The following is a 16,995-nucleotide window of genomic DNA, read 5'->3' as shown; positions in this document are numbered from 1 at the left end:
AAATGCTTTTAAAATTGATATTTTAACGAGAATCCTAAATTGGCGTTTAACAAATTAGATCTATTGGTTTCTGGTCGGTAATCAATAGACAAAAGAAGGGGAGATGTAAAATTATACTCTACCCCAATTACGCCAGTAAGAAAAATAGGAAAACGAGAAAAATCTCTAAAACCAATACCAGGACCTGCATACCAATTAAAGTTGTTTTTGATGTTCCAAACCCACTCATACAAACCTACAAACTCTAAGTCGTTAATACTGTTTTGAAGCTTTAGGTTTAGTTCTAAACGCTTGTTTGTTCGTACTTTTTTTTGATATGATATTTCAGGAGCCACACCAGAGAAACCTTCACTAATTCTTACACCAATAGCGTTGTTTGAAATTTCTTGTGCTTTTGCAGAAAAGAAAATTGCACACAAAAAAACTAAAACCATCACATTTTTTTTCATAACTTTTATATTTTTATTGATAACAAAATTAAAAAAAAAGTATACTAGAGGTCTTTACAATAAAAATAATTTGCTACAAAAGTTGATAGTTACAGTACTTTTTTTAGAAAAAAAAGGTAAATAACAATTGAAATTTTTACTTGAGTTTATTTCTAAATATAATTCTTATTGTAAGAAGCTTTTGTATTTTTACTTCTTAAAGTTTTATGCAATGAGAATTCATTTTATAGCCATTGGCGGAAGCGCAATGCACAACTTAGCTATTGCTTTGCATCAAAAAGGGTATCAAGTTTCTGGTAGTGATGATACAATTCACAATCCGTCAAAATCACGATTGGAAAAATACGGTTTGTTACCTGCTGAGTTTGGGTGGTTTCCAGAAAAAATATCAGCAAACTTAGATGTCATTATTTTAGGAATGCATGCTAAGAAAAACAATCTAGAATTGCTAAAGGCACAAGAATTAGGGTTAAAAATATATTCTTATCCTGAATTTTTGTATGAACAATCTAAAGATAAAACAAGGGTTGTTATTGGTGGTTCTCATGGAAAAACAACAATTACGTCTATGATTTTACATGTGTTAAATTATCATGAAAGAGAAGTAGATTATATGGTTGGTGCACAATTAGAAGGTTTTGAAACTATGGTGCATTTAACCACAGATAATGATTTTATTGTTTTAGAGGGAGATGAGTACTTGAGTTCTCCTATAGACAGACGCCCAAAATTTCATTTGTACAAGCCTAATATTGCTTTGTTAAGCGGTATTGCCTGGGATCATATTAACGTTTTTCCAACGTTTGAAAACTATGTAGATCAGTTTAAGATTTTTACGGATGCTATGGTAAACGGAGGTAGTATGGTGTATAATATTGAAGATGAATATGTAAAAAATGTTGTAGAATCATCTGAAAACCATATTAAAAAATATCCTTATGAAACCCCTAACTATTTTATTGAAGATGGCACCACTTATTTAGAAACAGCAGAAGGAGATTTACCTTTAGAAATTTTTGGCAAACACAATTTACAAAATTTAGCTGGAGCCAAATGGATTTGCCAACATATGGGGATAGATGAGGATGATTTTTACGAGGCTATTGCTAGTTTTAGTGGAGCCAGTAAGCGATTAGAAAAGATTGCTGAAAATAAAACTACAGTAATTTTTAAAGATTTTGCACATAGCCCAAGTAAAGTAGCAGCCACAACTAAGGCTATAAAAGAACAGTATGCTAAAAGAACGGTATTGGCTTGTTTAGAGTTGCATACCTATTCTAGTTTAAATGCTGAATTTTTGTCAGAGTACAAAGGTGCTTTAAATACAGCTGATAAAGCAGTTGTTTTTTATTCTCCTCATGCTGTAAAAATTAAACAGTTGTCTGAAGTTACCAAACAACAAATAGCAAATGCTTTTCAAAGAGATGATTTAATTGTTTATACAAACCCTCAAGATTTTAAAGATTTTTTGTTTCAAGAAAGCTTACAGAATACCGCTATGGTTTTAATGAGTTCTGGTAATTATGGTGGTTTAGATTTTGAAGAGCTTACACGTCTGGTTTAATGCCAATTAATCTTTTGTAAAAATCTAGACAAACCAATCTTTTTAAAGCATATTTTCTGTACTCTTCGTTTTTAAAAGATTTTATAAAAACATTAAGACGTCCTTTGTTAATTGTGTAGTATTTAAAAAAGTAAGTTTTAAATTTTTCTGTTTTTGAATTTTCTAAGTTTTTAACGTAGTTTTTGAGATAAGATTTTTCTGTTGTTATCTCGTTGAGAACACTGGTTTTTAAATTTAGAGTTAACTGAATACAACTTAAAACATTGTTTAATTTAATAGCGGGTTTACCTTCAATTCTTAAATCAAGTTTAGCGTTTTCTTTTTTTGAGAACAGTAAAAAAGTATCATACATTGTTCTTAAAGAAAAACTTTTAGAATCATATAAATTGTCATTTATAATTTTGGGTAGCAGAGCATTTAAAATTTTATCATTTAAAGATTCAAATACAAAAGGTGATTTTTTAATTGTATTTTTAGAAATAGTATTATAATTTAGAAGATAGGTGTAATTATCTTTTAAAATGTCTTTATGCACCTCTACAGAGGCTAATTTATTTTCTTTTAAAAGCGGAGGATAATGCCAATGAAATGTCATGTCATGTTCCTTATCAGTCTCCTTGTGATACCCATCTTTTTTTAAAATTTCAATGGTTTTAGTATATTGATTTTTTTGCACGATAAAATCTACATCACCTACCATTCTTTCTGCAATATCATCATATAAACCTTCTAAGAGGTTTCCTGTTCCTTTTAGAAAAATTGGTGTAATATTGTTTGCCAACAACAATTGATTGATTTCTTTTGCTTGGGTTATTATACTTACGTTTCGTTCTCTATTTAAATCTGTAATATGTTTCATGTATGCTACCAAATCGTCTGGTAGAAAATCTAGAAAATTTGCTTTTTTTAGGTTGCAGTACAAAGCAGGAAACACATAATGAGCTGTACTTACTTTTACTATAGATTCCCAGTCAATATCATTAGCTTCTAATCTGTTTTTAACAATGATTTTGTTTTGTTTTTCTTGATTGATTGTAAGACATTTTCCAATAAAAAATAATGTTTCTTTATAGGTCATCGTCAAATATTTTAGAAACTGTCGCAATCATTTCTTCATTATTAGAATAGGTTAATTGATAACATTGTAAGGTAGAGAACCAGTCTAAAAAGACTGCTGCATTGTCTTTTAGCGGAGATAACCAAGAATCTGGCACCAATTGTTGAAAAGCATCTACACTAGCTATTTTTGTGCATTGCAACTCAGCATCTTGTTGGTATTTTATAAAAATAAGATCATTACAAGGCAAATGATTAAAAAAGTTATTATTATTGGGTTTTAGGTAACGTACAACCTTGTTTAAACGCGTAAAATTATATTCTGCAGTAGTTTTTAATTCTGGATAAATAGGTAATAAGGTATCTAAACTACTTTTTTTGATTGATATTGCCGCAGGAAAACTATAAATTTCTTGTTTTTTTACATCTATAGGAACAAAATCATCTGCTAAACAACTAAATGTATTTGCCTGCAATAGTGCAAGAGAAGTACTTTTTCCGTTTCCAGAATCACCTAAAAAAAGAATTGATTTTTTACCATTACTAACTGCAGAAGCATGGAAAACGCCCATCCATTTATCTTCTTCTTTGTTATGAATTTTCTGAATAAGTTCCATAGAGAATTTACCTTGAAAATAATGAATTTCTTTAGGACTCCATGCTCCAATAAATTCTTTATTTACATAGAAAAAGATGTATTTATTTTCTATGAATACATCAAAAAAATGATCGAACTTAACTGGTTTCTTAATAGTTAAATGAGCAAATTTTGGATGTACATAAGAAAGCTCGGTTTCACTAGAATAAGATATTTTAAAAACTACATTATTAACCTTGTAATATTTGGTAAACTCAAAAGAATCTGGAATTTTTACATCTCTATAGTCATTAACAATGTCCACTTCTTTCTTAGTTTTAGGGGTATATAATCTTTTTTCTAAATCTAGCACAAAATCAATAGTTTTATCTAAAGGAACAGAGAGTTTTTTTGCTAAAGCAGTAGCAATTTCCTTCACCGAAAGCCCTTTACTTAGTCTTTTTAAAATATCTGCTGTAGTATTTTCTAAAATTAGGTATTCATTGGTATTTTCAAACCAAACAATTGTTTTGTCTTCAATAGGTTTATGTAGAAACTGATGAGTTTGTTTCATTTAGGTAGATGCTGTTTATATGTAAATTAAAGTAATTATTCTGTTTTAAGGTTGTAGTTTTAAAATAAATATTTTTATGCTAGTATAGAGGGAAATTATTTTATCATTCTATAACTTTCGATTACAATGAATTTGCACTAAAAGTATCACCTTGAGACAAATCGCCTGTATCAAAACCTTTTTTAAACCAACGCATTCTTTGGGCAGATGTTCCATGAGTAAAAGAATCTGGCACAACCCTACCTGTAGCATTTTTTTGCAAGCGGTCATCACCTATTGCATTTGCAGCGTTTAAAGCTTCTTCCAAATCACCAGGTTCCATAGATTGATTCATTTTTTGAGAATAATGCGCCCAAACACCAGCTAAGAAATCTGCTTGAAGTTCAAGTTTTACAGATAATTTATTGTATTCAGTTTTAGAAATTTGCCCTCTTAAACGTTGCATTTTATCTGTTGTGCCCATTAAGTTTTGAATGTGATGCCCAACTTCATGAGCAATTACGTAGGCTTGAGCAAAATCTCCAGGAGCATTCATTCTATGTTCCATTTCCTTAAAAAAACTTAAATCTATGTACAGTTTTTCATCACCAGGGCAATAAAAAGGACCTGTTGCACTAGAGGCATTGCCACAAGCAGAGGTAACTGAGTTGGAAAAAAGAACTAGTGTAGGTTCTCTATAATTAGAGAGTAGCTTGTTCCAAACATCTTCTGTGTCTGCTAAAATCGTTGCACTAAATGCTGCCAACTCATTTTCGGCTGCAGAACCCTTGTATTGTGTATTTTGTATTTTGTTAGAAGCACCTGCATTTAACATTTGTAAAGGATTGTTACCTGTAAAATACATTACCCCAACAATTACTACTAAAATAAGTAGTCCTTTTTTAGTGGTTATTAATTTTAAGATTAAAGGGAGAAATAGCTTTACTAAACCACCGCCAGAACCAGAACCACTAGTAAACCCTCTAGCAGAACGTTGCCCTCTTCTGTCATCTACATTAGCGCTTCTGCGTCTATTTTTCCACTTCATTATTTTTGGTTTTTTGTTAGGTTTTAAATGTACTAATTTTTTTCGTTTTTAATCATTCAAAAACTTCAAAGGTATATGTAGAAATCAACATGTTTTCTATATACAAATGAATATCAAAAAAACCTTTTTCTTTAAATTTATGATGTAGTGTTAAAAGTTTATTTTTTAAAAGAACTTCTGGTACTATGGTCTTTTCTGTAGTTCCTTTACTTCTTATGAATTTTATATTTTCTGGTACTATATCTTTTTTAACTAAGTATTGAAACGTAAAAATGCTATCAATTTTAATTTTGTGATGCATTTTTTTTGGATATTCGTGGGCAGATAAAATTTCATGAGCACCTCTATAAAGTATAGGCATTTTGATAAACTCTTCAAAGCTTTTAGAATTTTTACCTAGTAATGTATGGTTGCTATTGATTGGAAAATGATTAAAAAAGAATAGGCTAGGAGTTGCTAAAAAATACGCGTCTGAATAGTTGAATTGAAAGAATCCTTTCTCAGGATGAGGTATTCCTGCAGCCCAAGTGGCATCACATAAATACCATTTTTTATGTAGTAAAACCAAGTTCCAAGTGTGGTTTGCATAATTTAGGTCTTCTATGCCTGTAGTGCTGGTTCTACCAGATCCGTTTACTAAAATAGATTTTATTCCAACAATGGCAGACATTTCTTTAAGTAGGTATGCATAACCAGTACAAATTGTTTTTTTCTTTTTTCTAAGTTTTTTAAAAAGCGTTTTTTGAAACTTAGAATTCCATTTCTTTTGTTTAATAGAATCCTTTTTATACCGTTTTCTTTTTCTATCGTTTTTTAAATAAAGATTGTAGTCGTTTTCAATATTTGAAGTAACCCATATATAAATGGCTCTAAATTTTTCTACATCTGTGTCTAAATTCTGTGTTAATGCAAATGTAATTTTATTTAGGTTTTGTAAATCTTTGCTTTTGTACGATTTAGCAATATTATCAGCCTTAGAAAAATTTATATGTTTAAAATCGGACTTTTGGGCAAAATAATTTTTATGAAATAGGCATAGTAGGATAAATAAAAATAAACGCATTTATTATTGTTTCGCTCTTTTTGATTTAAAGCGTTTTTCTGAATTTAATGCGCCTAACATTTCAATATCTTCCTCTTTTAATAGTACTGTTAAGAATGATGTATCTTCTTTAATTTTTATATTTTGTTTTTCAAACCCGAGGTAAGAAAATACAAGAATATCACCTTTTTTTAATTTTTTAGGAAATGTAAATTCGCCTTTTTTATTAGTTGTAGTAGACTCATTAGCATTTTTTAAATAGACGTTAGCACCATCTAAAAGTTCAGTTTCAGATTCTACGAGCCCTTTTACAACTCCTTTTACCAAAATTTCTTGCGCTAAACTAGTATTTGAAAATAAGAAAAAAGATAAAAATAAACTCCATAAAAGAAGTGTAGGTTTTTGCAATGTAGTGGTTTTTGTAGTTTTCATTATTGTATGTATTAAATTCACATCTAAGCTATAAAGAACCAAAGAAAACAAAAATAAAAATTTAGTAATCAGTTCTTTTTAAAGGGTTAAAGTTACTTTTTATTTAGGTAAATTTAAAAAGAGAGTTGTTAAAACAACCCCATAATTTATTTTTCTACATTAATACCAACGTTTTTTCTTCTTTTTAGAAGCCTCAGATTTTCTGCTTTTTTTATGTTTACTAATGGTATTAGGTTGCTTTTTTTTGTGTTTTGGTTTGTTGATAGGGTAAGGATGATCTTCTATAACCTTGATAAATTTTTCTAGTAAGGCTTCTATGTTTTTTATATAGATATTTTCATCAGGAGAACAAAAAGAAAATGCGATACCAGATTTTCCGGCTCTACCAGTTCTACCAATTCTATGCACATACGTTTCTGGTACGTTTGGCATATCAAAATTAATAACAGCATCTACATTGGTAATGTCAATTCCTCTAGCGGCAACATCAGTGGCAATTAAAATCGTTGCTGTTTTGTTTTTAAAATCTTCAATAGCTTTGTTTCGTATACTTTGAGATTTGTCTCCGTGAATGCTAGTGGCCTTGTAATCGTTTTTAAGTAAAGTTTGTTCTAGTTTATCAACCCCAAATTTGGTACGTCTAAAAATAATAATTTTACCATGAATTGTATTTCGTAACAAATGCAAACATAAATCCGTTTTGTTTTTTTTTGGCAAATAATACAATAATTGACCAATATTTTTAGCGGTAGTTTCCTTAGGATTAATTTCAATTTTAACTGCGTTTTTAATTACAGATTTAGCCAATTTGTCAATCTTTTCTGGAATAGTGGCAGAAAACAATAAGGTTTGTTTTTTCTTTGGGGTGAGTTGCTCAATTTTTTTAACATCATTGATAAACCCCATATCTAACATTAAATCGGCTTCATCTAACACAAAAATTTCTATAGCAGACAAGTCAATATTTCCCTGAATTTGCAAATCAATCAAACGACCAGGAGTGGCAATTAAAATATCTATGCCTTTGGCTAAAATTTCTTTTTGTGGTTCTAGAGAAACACCGCCAAAAACGGCAGTGGTTCTTAAATTAGAATATGTACTATAACTTTTGAAGTTTTCTAAAATCTGAATAGCCAACTCACGAGTAGGCGTAACCACCAATGCTTTTATGGTTTTTGCTCCTTTTTCTGCATCTTGTTTGTCAAATAACAAATTTATAATAGGCAACGCAAAAGCTGCAGTTTTTCCTGTGCCCGTTTGTGCAGCAACAATTACATTTTTTTTTGCTAAAACTAAAGGAATTGTTTTTTCTTGTACTAAAGTTGGTCTTTGAAATCTTGCTTCTGCAATTGCTTTTAAGATGGACTTGTTAAGAGGTAATTCTGTGAATTGCATTGATTAGTTTTTATGCAAAGGTAATTGAAAAGAATTGGGTATTTAAAGTGTTTTGTTTTAACTTTTTTTGTGTGTTTTAGTTGCGTATTCTAAACATCTGATTTGGTAGATGATCTTGAACAAAGAGAATTTAAAGAGAATTTTGTAAGAAGGCTTGCATTAGTAATTAATTTAGTTTTTTGTTAGTATATATTATTTACTTGATCATGTTGCAATATTCGATTTTATAATTTCATAAATATTACCTTATTTCTATTTTGTTATAATACTGGAATGCCTATTTTATTGGTACGAATTTATGTGATTAAATTACATTTGTATTATGAGCTAAATATTATTCCAAATATCCAGATATATTTTCCAGTCACCATTTATTTTTTTCCAAACAATAACATATTTGCCACCCCAAGTTCTTTCTTCACCTTTAATGTTTTGTGTTTTGCCTTCATAATAACCGTAATCGTAAGCTGTATCTTTAATAATGGTTATTTCATTTTGTGTAATCTTATGATGTGATGTACTTAACCCTTTTGGTAAAGTCCAATATTTGATAATATCTTTGCCTTCTAGAATTTTCATATTATTAGGAAATATTTTGGCATCTTCTGTGTAAGATGCAGCTATCATTTCATAGTTTGAGGACATAACGTGTTTTGAAAAATCCGCTGTATTTTTCAAGATAGTTTGAATATCTTTTTTGTTACCGTTTAAGACTTGTGTTTGTGCTTGCACTTGACTAAATACTGCAAGCGCTAAAATTATTTTAGTTAGATATTTCATTTTACTATTTATTAGTGATTATTATATTGTATATCTCGTCTGCCATATCCATTACATTAAAAACCTTTTGATTCTTTAAGATGATGATATATAATTCTTCTTCAGGAAAATATCTAATTATTGCCTCATAGCTTCCTTGCTCACCATGATGATGGTGAACCTCTAATTTATCATCGTTCCATTCTAAAACACCTAAAGGCGATTGGGAGCCTTCCTTTTCAGAAAGGAGCTTTACGGATTCTTTTGACAGTAATTGATAACTATGCAAGTGCTGGAGATATTGGTATATATCTTGCGCTGTAAATAACATTAAAAACTTAATCCCATCCATCTTAAAAACATCTAGTTTGTTTTCTTTGTTAAAAGGATATGCAGGTAGTATTTCGTTTTTCCAAGGTGCAGCTTTTGCAAAATAGCTATTCGTCATTTTTGCAGGCTTAAATATATTTTGAGTAACATAACGCTCAAAAGATTGACCAGAAACCTTTTCTACAATATGAATGAGCAATATAGGATTGTAGTTTGAATACAGGTAGTCTGTACCAGGTTTAAAAGTAAGTTCTTCTACTTTCTTTAAATCATTCAGTAGCAATTCATGAGTAACAGTCATTTGATTTTCTCCATAACGTTCCCATGCTACTCTTGGTAAACCGCTTGTGTATTTAAACAATTGCTGAATGCTTATAGTCGAAGCCCAAGTTGGTAAATCGTTAAGATATTTACTTACTTTGTCGTCAAGTTTCAGTTTTCCACGCTCATAGAGTTGCATTATAGACACTCCTGGGAATTCTTTAGAAATAGAACCAATAGCAAAACGATGAGATGCTGTTAAAGGTTCTTTTGTTTTAGGATGACTAATGCCAAAAGAGTTTTCATATAAAACTTCCTTATTTTTTACAACAAGAACATTACCATTGAGTTCTCCTTTTTCGTTTATTTCATCGACGTAGGCATCTACACTTTTGTAGTTTTTACAACCAGAAAGTGTCAAGGTTAATACTAATATTAAGAGTTGAATTATTTTATGTTCCATTTTACTAGATTATTATTTCAAATTTTCAAGAATTCCATCTGCTAATTTTCCAAGCCATCTTCCTCCACTTGATGTAAGTATAACAACTCCATTGTTTTTTTGAGGACTGAAGAAATACTCGCATGCAAACCCGTCTGCATCGCCTCCGTGACTATATTTTATATCAGAACCGCCTGTCATTTTTATAAGACCAAAACCATATTGGAGTTTTTCATCCATTTTAGAAGTCTGTTTGGTTAGGATAAGAGGACCTTGTTCGTTCAGGCTGTCGTACAATCGGTATGCCTTAATTTGTTCAGATAATATTTTGGTCAGATCCGTTGCATTGGAGTAAATAGCACTTGCAGGTGTAGCCATTCCCATATTTGAGGGTTTTGTCTCTACCGTTCTATTATCTTTTCTGTAAGGCGTTACCAATTTTAAAATTTGGCTATCACTTAATTTTACAGATGTATTGTTTAGCTTATATGGAAGGGTGACATATTTTTCGAGAAGCTGACCGTAACTTAAATTGCTGACCGTCTCACAAATGAAGCCAACTATTGCGTACCCTGAATTGGAGTATTGAAACTGTGAACTTGGTTCAAATTCCAACTTTATATTGTTAATGTCTTTTATGAGTTGTTCTTTGGAATATCCCTTTGTCCAAGCATCACCATCAATTCTTTCGCTATAAACAAAACAAGCATCACTTGATATACCAGACGTATGGTTTAATAAAAATTTCAGTTTAATTTTATGCAATCGTTTTTTGGCATTTTCGTTGATGTCTGATGGAAAATAACTTGTAATTGGTTCTTCAAGATTTAGTTTTCCTTCTTGAATTAAATTATTAATAATTATGCCAGTAAACATCTTAGACTGTGAAGCAATCTGAAATATTGAACTTTCATTTACTTTAGTGGTGTCTTTTCTCGATTTTGTTCCAAAACCTTGGAGTATATCTATTTTTCCGTTTCTAATAATTCCGATGGATAAGCCAGGAACATTATTTTCATCCATTACTTTTTTTATTTTTTCTTCAATCGGATTTTCTGCTTTGTAGCTTTTTTCTTTTGTAGTAAAATTGCAACTAATAGCCACAATAGCTATTACAACAAAAAATAGTATTCTTTTCATAATGTATATGATTAGTTAAGTATCAAAGATTTTTGAAATTGTTTCGTTAATTCTTCTTTCTATAAAATATTTTACTCACCACTTTCCATTCCCCATCAATCTTAATAAGATTCATATAATCGATAAAACTAAAGGTTTCATAATCTATTTGAAGTTTAGCATTTGCTACGTTTCCTGATATATTGATGTAAGAAACATATGTTTTCCTGTTCTGTTTAGGTCCAGGGGTAATAGCTTTTTTAAAAAATTCTATAGCATTAACTTCAACGTATTTACCATTGCGAATAAATTTCATTGTAGCTGTTTTGTGAAAGGCTTTTTTTAGCGTTTCAAAATCGTTATTTGTGCCACCATCTAAATAATAAGACACGGTTTTTTCAATTAATGTATAATCTGAATCTTGAGCACAAACTGTTGCTGATAAACTTATACAAAGTAATAATGTGATGATTTTTGTTTTCATATTTATGTTGTTTTAAGATTTTATGTCAAATTTTAAGATTAGATTTTTTAATTATTTTTTTGAGTTTTTTTATTTGATTTCTTATTCTTTTTATATGTGCTGCATTATCTTTTGAAATAAGTGCAATAGCTTTTTCATAGTTCGTTACAGCATTTTTAATGTCTCCACTTAATTTATATGCCTCTGCTAAGGAGTCAAAAGAGTTCCAAGATTTTGGGTAGTTCAGTGTATTCAATTTAAAAACTTCTATAGCTTCAATTAACCTTGGTTGAATAGCGTTAAGAAAACTGTAGCCAATTTCATTGAGAATTGTTTCAAAATAGACTTCGCTGTACTCTTTACCGTCTTTAAGCTGATTTAAAAGTATTTGAACATTATTGTAATCCTTTTTATTAATAATTATTTCTAGTTTTTCACTAGCTAAGCTCTCTTTATTTCTGAGTGATTTATCTATAATGCCTAATAAATTGTTACTAACACGCTCTATATAAGGGTCATATTTATATCCATTTGATAAAAAAATGATGCTCATATTTTTACTCGGTACTTTTTTAAAAACTGATATGCCACCACCACTAAAACCAATTGTTTTAATTGTATTTAACTGTTCTATTCGCCAGCCGTATGAAAAGAATGAACTGCCATTCCCGTAAGGAAATGGAGAGGTCATTATGGTTTTGTGTTTTTGATTTAAAAAATTACCTGCTTCAAATTGTTGCTCCCATTTTATATAAGCATCTAAAGTTATATTAAGACCACCTGCGGATAATAAATAATTTGGTAAGTAAAAATCAAAAATCTTTGGTTCATAATTTTTGTTAGGGTAATATTCTGTAACTCTATTAGGAACAATATCTAAAATATCTCCAGAAAAAGAAATACCAATATGATTTCCGTTAAACTGATTTTCAATAATAAAATCTTGAAATTTTTGATTACTTACTTTTTCAATAATCTGTTTTAATAACCATAAATTGGTTCGGTTGTAATAATATTCGTTACCAGGTAGAGTTTGAGTATCCGCATTAAAAACTATGTCTTTAGCCTTGAACTCTGTTAAATTCCTTGACACTGGCATGGTTGGTAACCCAGATGAATGAGAGAGAAGGTGTTTTATTTTAACAGATTTCCAGTTTAGTGGTAAATCAGTTAAAAATTTTCCGATTGCATCATCAAGGTAGATTTTTTTATCTTGGATGAGTTGAAAAACCGCAACAGAAACAAAAAGTTTTGTTAATGAGTGTGTTTTAAAAATGGATGCACTGTTTACAGGAATATCATAGTCAATATTAGCTTTTCCATAGTATTCTTTATGAATAACTTGGTTATTTTTTAAAATGGCTACTGCTGCACCTTTAATGTCAAATTCTCTCATTATTTTGTTGATATAATCATCAATTTTCGATTTTAAATCAACACCTGCTATTGTATCTGTAAATTGTATATTCTGTTTTTCTAATATTTCAATAACCTTTTCAGCTACTGTTATCGAGGCAGAAGGATCTTGACCAGTAACTAACCTTCCGTCTACAACGTAGTGATTGTCCCAGCCTTTTTTTGAATAGATAAATCCCCCTCCATTTCTTTTTATTGCTTCTTCTATAGAAAAAGGAAATGTTTTATAATATGCAGCTGTTTTATTTTCAAAGGCATCAGGAAAACCATTTACTTGTTTTTCTTCATATAAAAACTTTCCATTAGATAATTTCAAATTAACGATTCCTGCTGTACCATGACAAACTGCAGATACAACTCCTTTATTTTCGTAAATAATTCGTGAGATATGTTGAATTTCTTTATTTTCAGGTACACCAAACATTGCTGCCCCACCTCCTACATAGTAAACGGCCTTGTAATCTGATGCATTAATATTTTTAGGGTGAAGTGTGTGTTTTAACAACTTCATAAAATCAGCGTCATATAAATACTTTTTTTGAATACTGTCAGATGTTTTAATGTATCCAATAGGAATAGTACCTCCTTTAGGACTTACAAAATCTATTTTATATCCACTTTTTTTAAAAATATTATAAGGCAGAACAATTTCAGAAAAATGATTAGAAGTATTTAAACTTGTATTGCCGTAAGTATGTTGATTAGAGACTACGAAAAGTATTTTTTTCTGCTTTTCTTGTTTAGGTGAAAAACCGAACAAAAGTAAGAGTAATACAATTGCAAGAATTGATTTAGGCATATTTCGAATTTTTAATTCGTAACAAATATGCAAAATGCACTTGTTCTATGAGTCTTATTTTATAGAGTAGAAGTTTAAATTTATAATACCGAACTTATTTTTTTTGTAATTTTTGATATTCTGAAGGTGTATAACCTGTTATTTTTTTAAAAACTGTAAAAAAAGTTGATTTAGAATTGAAACCACTTTCATAGCCAATAGCTTCAATTGTATATTGATTTTGGAGCGTAAGAAGTTCTTTTGCTTTTTCAATCCTTAATTCATTTATAAATAATGAAAATGATTTACCAAAATTATTATTTAGAATTTGAGATAATGTATGCTGTGTAATATCTAGTTCTTTTGCAACATTCTTAATAGTTAAATTGGGGTTTAGATATAGTTTTTTATCTTTTACTACACTTATTCTTTTAGTAACCTGTTCAACAGTTTTATTATTGATTTCTCTATTTCTATATCTTTCTTTTTCTTCAAAAAATGAAGTGTTTTTTTTATTTCTAAAAATAAAAAGTAAGACAATTAGGTAAAGTACAAAAGAAAACGATAAAGCTCCAACAATAGAAGAAGTATATGTGCCGATGATATAAGAAACACAAATTATAGCGGTACCTGTATAAATACTTGTTAACCAGATGTCTATGCTTGATATTTTTTCTGTTTTTTTTAAAAACCTTTTGAAGATTTGTTTAACAAATTTGAGAGATAAGACTATGTAGATTAACCATTGTAGATATATACCTTTTACAATATACCTACTCCAAATAGTTTTATGTTCTACATAAGGATATGTAACTCCTAAAATAATGATTCCTGCCAAAATGGGGAAAATATGAAGTATCCAATTATTGGTTTCTTTCTTAATGTAAGCTTTAAGGTATAAGTAAAGAAAAGGACCTATTAACACGCATGCTGAAAGACCGATTTGAATGAAAATTCCAGATAACTTAGGATTAAAATGAAAAAAAACAGATTTGGCAATTCTGATACTCAACGAGAGTAATAAAAAAGCTAAAAAATAATTTGAGAACTTTTTTTTACTTGCTAAATAGGCAAAATAGAACGCTAATAAAAAACCGTTGAAAGCTCCCAATGTACTAAAAAAGAAAACTAACTGTTTTTCAAGATTCATATGTTATTTTATAATTTTCAATCATATTAATTGTAAGTTTAAATAGTAGCCAACTATAATAATAAGTTAAGTTTCAATTTACTTTATCAAAAGTTAAACGAATGTAGTGGATTTTTTATAAAAGCTAATAAAAAAACCTCTTTGCAAAAACAAAGAGGTTTAAGTATTTGTGAAAATCTGAAACAAGTTCAGTAAGACTGAGCGAATTACTTTATCAACTCGTAACTTCTTTTAATAAAGTTTGTCAATTCTTCACCATGTAGTAGGTTTTGAGATAATTTTGCCAAATCAAACGCTTGAGAAATCAATCCTTTTTGCTTGTCTTCGTCAGCATTTAAAATCTCTGAAACTAACGGATTGTTAGTATTCACTACCAAATTATACATATCTGGCATATTGCCCATTCCCATCATTCCTCCACCACCTGTAGCTTGCATTTCTTTCATTCTACGCATAAATTCTGGCACGGTAATAATAAAGGGTTGTGCGCTAGAATCCATAGCTTCTAACTGAACGGTATAAGCAGAATCATTAATAGCTCCTTCTAAAACTGGCTTTAATTTTTCTTTTTCTTCGTCAGATAATTTAGAAATCGTTTCTTCGTCTTTTTTAATTAGATTGTCTATAAAATCTGAATCAACTCTAGTAAATTTCACTTTTGCATCACCACCTTCTAATTTCTGCATTAAATGCGAAATAATAGGAGAATCTAGTAGTAAGACTTCATAGCCTTTTGCAGTCGCATCTTGAATATAACTGTGCTGAGCATCTTTATTAGAAGCATATAAGATTACATGATTACCATCTTTATCGGTTTGATTTTCTTTTGTTTTTTCAATCAACTCATCAAACGTAAAATAGGTATCTGCAACTGTTGGGTATAAAGCAAATTTTTTCGCTTTGTCAAAGAATTTATCTTCCGATAACATTCCGTATTCTATAATCACTTTAATATCATTCCATTTCTTTTCAAAATCTTCACGATCTTTTTTAAATAGAGATGATAATTTGTCAGCTACTTTTTTAGTAATGTAACCCGAAATCTTTTTTACAGCTCCATCTGCTTGTAAATAACTACGAGATACATTTAAAGGAATGTCTGGAGAATCGATAACCCCTTTTAACATCTGTAAAAAGTCAGGTACAATTCCTTCAACATTGTCCGTTACAAAAACTTGGTTTTGATACAACTGAATTTTATCTTTTTGCATGTCTAAGTTTTGCGTCAACTTAGGGAAGAATAAAATTCCTGTTAAATTAAAAGGATAATCTACATTTAAATGAATGTGAAATAAAGACTCTTCGAATTGCATCGGGTACAACTCTCTGTAGAAGTTTGCATAATCTTCATCTTCTAAATCAGCTGGTTTTTTAGTCCAAGCAGGGTCTGTATTGTTAATAATATCGTCTACAGTAATTTTTCTATGAGGTTCTGTAGTTTCTTTACCATCTTTGTCTTTTGTAGTTTTTGGCTCGTGAGTAGGATCGTTTACTTCTTTAGTTCCAAATTTAATTGGCACCTGATTAAACCTGTTGTATTTGGTTAATAAGCCTCTAATTTTACCTTCTTCTAAAAATTCTGTAGAATCATCAGCAATATGTAAAACAATTTCAGTACCTCTATCCGATTTATCGTGCTCAACCAACGTATATTCAGGAGAACCATCACAAGTCCAATGGGCAGCAGGGGCATCTTTAAAAGATTTTGTAATAATTTCTACCTTATTTGCTACCATAAAAGCAGAATAAAAACCTAAACCAAAATGACCAATTACACCTGTTTCGTTTTTATCGTCTTTGTATTTTTCTAAAAATTCTTCAGCACCAGAAAAAGCAATTTGGTTGATGTATTTTTCAACTTCATCTAGTGTCATACCCAAACCTTGGTCTTTAATAGTTAGGGTTTTCGCTTTTTCGTCGATGCTTATTTCTATTTTAGCATCACCTAATTCAGTTTTCGCTTCACCAATAGAAATTAAGTGCTTTAATTTGGTAGTTGCATCGGTTCCGTTAGAAATTAGCTCACGTAAAAAGATTTCGTGATCAGAATACAAGAATTTTTTAATCAGTGGAAAGATATTTTCTACTGATACATTAATGTTTCCTTTACTCATAATTTATATTTGTTTTAGTGTAAGATTGCCATTTCGATTGATTTTCT

The 16,995-nt window shown here is 29.9% G+C and carries 15 protein-coding genes; 1 reads left to right on the top strand and 14 read right to left on the bottom strand.

Annotated elements, in window-relative coordinates; genetic code table 11:
* Positions 1-8: 8 nt before the first annotated feature.
* Positions 9-449: a hypothetical protein gene (locus DUT90_RS02505; RefSeq protein ID WP_114425140.1), complete on the bottom strand. Its 441-nt coding sequence runs from the start codon at positions 447-449 to the stop codon at positions 9-11.
* Between the two features lie 211 nt (positions 450-660).
* On the opposite strand from DUT90_RS02505, the gene murC reads away from it, so the two are divergent.
* Complete coding sequence (gene murC / locus DUT90_RS02500; RefSeq protein ID WP_114425139.1) at positions 661-2,013, top strand: UDP-N-acetylmuramate--L-alanine ligase; 1,353 nt, start codon at positions 661-663, stop codon at positions 2,011-2,013.
* On the opposite strand, the gene DUT90_RS02495 is transcribed toward murC, so the two are convergent.
* The 13 genes from DUT90_RS02495 to htpG form a co-directional block, all read right to left on the bottom strand.
* Complete coding sequence (locus DUT90_RS02495) at positions 1,997-3,091, bottom strand: nucleotidyltransferase family protein (protein ID WP_114425138.1); 1,095 nt, start codon at positions 3,089-3,091, stop codon at positions 1,997-1,999. The genes murC and DUT90_RS02495 overlap by 17 nt on opposite strands.
* Entirely contained in the window at positions 3,081-4,220 is a 1,140-nt protein-coding gene (locus tag DUT90_RS02490; protein ID WP_114425137.1) for a hypothetical protein, read from the bottom strand. The genes DUT90_RS02495 and DUT90_RS02490 overlap by 11 nt, the downstream gene beginning before the upstream one ends.
* 121 nt (positions 4,221-4,341) lie before the next feature.
* Entirely contained in the window at positions 4,342-5,247 is a 906-nt protein-coding gene (locus DUT90_RS02485) for a neutral zinc metallopeptidase (protein ID WP_114425136.1), read from the bottom strand.
* Between the two features lie 52 nt (positions 5,248-5,299).
* The gene (locus DUT90_RS02480) at positions 5,300-6,310 is read right to left on the bottom strand and encodes a transglutaminase domain-containing protein (RefSeq protein ID WP_114425135.1); all 1,011 of its coding nucleotides are present in this window, start codon (positions 6,308-6,310) and stop codon (positions 5,300-5,302) included.
* Positions 6,311-6,313: 3 nt separating this feature from the next.
* Positions 6,314-6,721 carry a carboxypeptidase-like regulatory domain-containing protein gene (locus DUT90_RS02475; protein ID WP_114425134.1) on the bottom strand — a complete coding sequence of 136 codons (408 nt, stop codon included), beginning with the start codon at positions 6,719-6,721 and terminating at the stop codon, positions 6,314-6,316.
* Positions 6,722-6,880: 159 nt separating this feature from the next.
* Entirely contained in the window at positions 6,881-8,116 is a 1,236-nt protein-coding gene (locus tag DUT90_RS02470) for a DEAD/DEAH box helicase (protein ID WP_114425133.1), read from the bottom strand.
* A gap of 327 nt (positions 8,117-8,443) precedes the next feature.
* Positions 8,444-8,896 (bottom strand): DUF4440 domain-containing protein, encoded by a 453-nt coding sequence (locus DUT90_RS02465; RefSeq protein ID WP_114425132.1) that lies wholly within the window; start codon positions 8,894-8,896, stop codon positions 8,444-8,446.
* Between the two features lie 4 nt (positions 8,897-8,900).
* Positions 8,901-9,929: a serine hydrolase gene (locus DUT90_RS02460; protein WP_114425131.1), complete on the bottom strand. Its 1,029-nt coding sequence runs from the start codon at positions 9,927-9,929 to the stop codon at positions 8,901-8,903.
* A gap of 12 nt (positions 9,930-9,941) precedes the next feature.
* A complete protein-coding gene (locus DUT90_RS02455; RefSeq protein ID WP_114425130.1) occupies positions 9,942-11,048 on the bottom strand; it encodes a serine hydrolase in 1,107 nt (368 codons plus the stop codon).
* A gap of 46 nt (positions 11,049-11,094) precedes the next feature.
* The gene (locus DUT90_RS02450) at positions 11,095-11,511 is read right to left on the bottom strand and encodes a nuclear transport factor 2 family protein (protein WP_114425129.1); all 417 of its coding nucleotides are present in this window, start codon (positions 11,509-11,511) and stop codon (positions 11,095-11,097) included.
* 25 nt (positions 11,512-11,536) lie between these two features.
* Entirely contained in the window at positions 11,537-13,705 is a 2,169-nt protein-coding gene (locus DUT90_RS02445; RefSeq protein ID WP_114425128.1) for a serine hydrolase, read from the bottom strand.
* Between the two features lie 94 nt (positions 13,706-13,799).
* Positions 13,800-14,696 carry an AraC family transcriptional regulator gene (locus DUT90_RS02440; RefSeq protein ID WP_181858125.1) on the bottom strand — a complete coding sequence of 299 codons (897 nt, stop codon included), beginning with the start codon at positions 14,694-14,696 and terminating at the stop codon, positions 13,800-13,802.
* A gap of 344 nt (positions 14,697-15,040) precedes the next feature.
* Positions 15,041-16,948 carry a molecular chaperone HtpG gene (gene htpG / locus DUT90_RS02435; protein WP_114425126.1) on the bottom strand — a complete coding sequence of 636 codons (1,908 nt, stop codon included), beginning with the start codon at positions 16,946-16,948 and terminating at the stop codon, positions 15,041-15,043.
* Positions 16,949-16,995: the final 47 nt, after the last annotated feature.

The sequence above is a fragment of the Polaribacter sp. WD7 genome (assembly GCF_003335085.1).
Lineage (GTDB): Bacteria > Bacteroidota > Bacteroidia > Flavobacteriales > Flavobacteriaceae > Polaribacter.
The sequence above is the reverse complement of the archived record's forward strand: the minus strand, read 5'-3'. Positions and strand labels throughout refer to the sequence as shown.

What these genes read in the sequence shown, in the direction of transcription:
- DUT90_RS02505 (WP_114425140.1), bottom strand. Translation starts at nt 449, where the DNA reads ATGAAAAAAAATGTGATGGTTTTAGTTTTTTTGTGTGCAATTTTCTTT.
- DUT90_RS02490 (WP_114425137.1), bottom strand. Translation starts at nt 4,220, where the DNA reads ATGAAACAAACTCATCAGTTTCTACATAAACCTATTGAAGACAAAACA.
- DUT90_RS02485 (WP_114425136.1), bottom strand. Translation starts at nt 5,247, where the DNA reads ATGAAGTGGAAAAATAGACGCAGAAGCGCTAATGTAGATGACAGAAGA.
- DUT90_RS02455 (WP_114425130.1), bottom strand. Translation starts at nt 11,048, where the DNA reads ATGAAAAGAATACTATTTTTTGTTGTAATAGCTATTGTGGCTATTAGT.
- DUT90_RS02480 (WP_114425135.1), bottom strand. Translation starts at nt 6,310, where the DNA reads ATGCGTTTATTTTTATTTATCCTACTATGCCTATTTCATAAAAATTAT.
- DUT90_RS02465 (WP_114425132.1), bottom strand. Translation starts at nt 8,896, where the DNA reads ATGAAATATCTAACTAAAATAATTTTAGCGCTTGCAGTATTTAGTCAA.
- DUT90_RS02475 (WP_114425134.1), bottom strand. Translation starts at nt 6,721, where the DNA reads ATGAAAACTACAAAAACCACTACATTGCAAAAACCTACACTTCTTTTA.
- htpG (WP_114425126.1), bottom strand. Translation starts at nt 16,948, where the DNA reads ATGAGTAAAGGAAACATTAATGTATCAGTAGAAAATATCTTTCCACTG.
- DUT90_RS02470 (WP_114425133.1), bottom strand. Translation starts at nt 8,116, where the DNA reads ATGCAATTCACAGAATTACCTCTTAACAAGTCCATCTTAAAAGCAATT.
- DUT90_RS02495 (WP_114425138.1), bottom strand. Translation starts at nt 3,091, where the DNA reads ATGACCTATAAAGAAACATTATTTTTTATTGGAAAATGTCTTACAATC.
- DUT90_RS02445 (WP_114425128.1), bottom strand. Translation starts at nt 13,705, where the DNA reads ATGCCTAAATCAATTCTTGCAATTGTATTACTCTTACTTTTGTTCGGT.
- DUT90_RS02450 (WP_114425129.1), bottom strand. Translation starts at nt 11,511, where the DNA reads ATGAAAACAAAAATCATCACATTATTACTTTGTATAAGTTTATCAGCA.
- murC (WP_114425139.1), top strand. Translation starts at nt 661, where the DNA reads ATGAGAATTCATTTTATAGCCATTGGCGGAAGCGCAATGCACAACTTA.
- DUT90_RS02460 (WP_114425131.1), bottom strand. Translation starts at nt 9,929, where the DNA reads ATGGAACATAAAATAATTCAACTCTTAATATTAGTATTAACCTTGACA.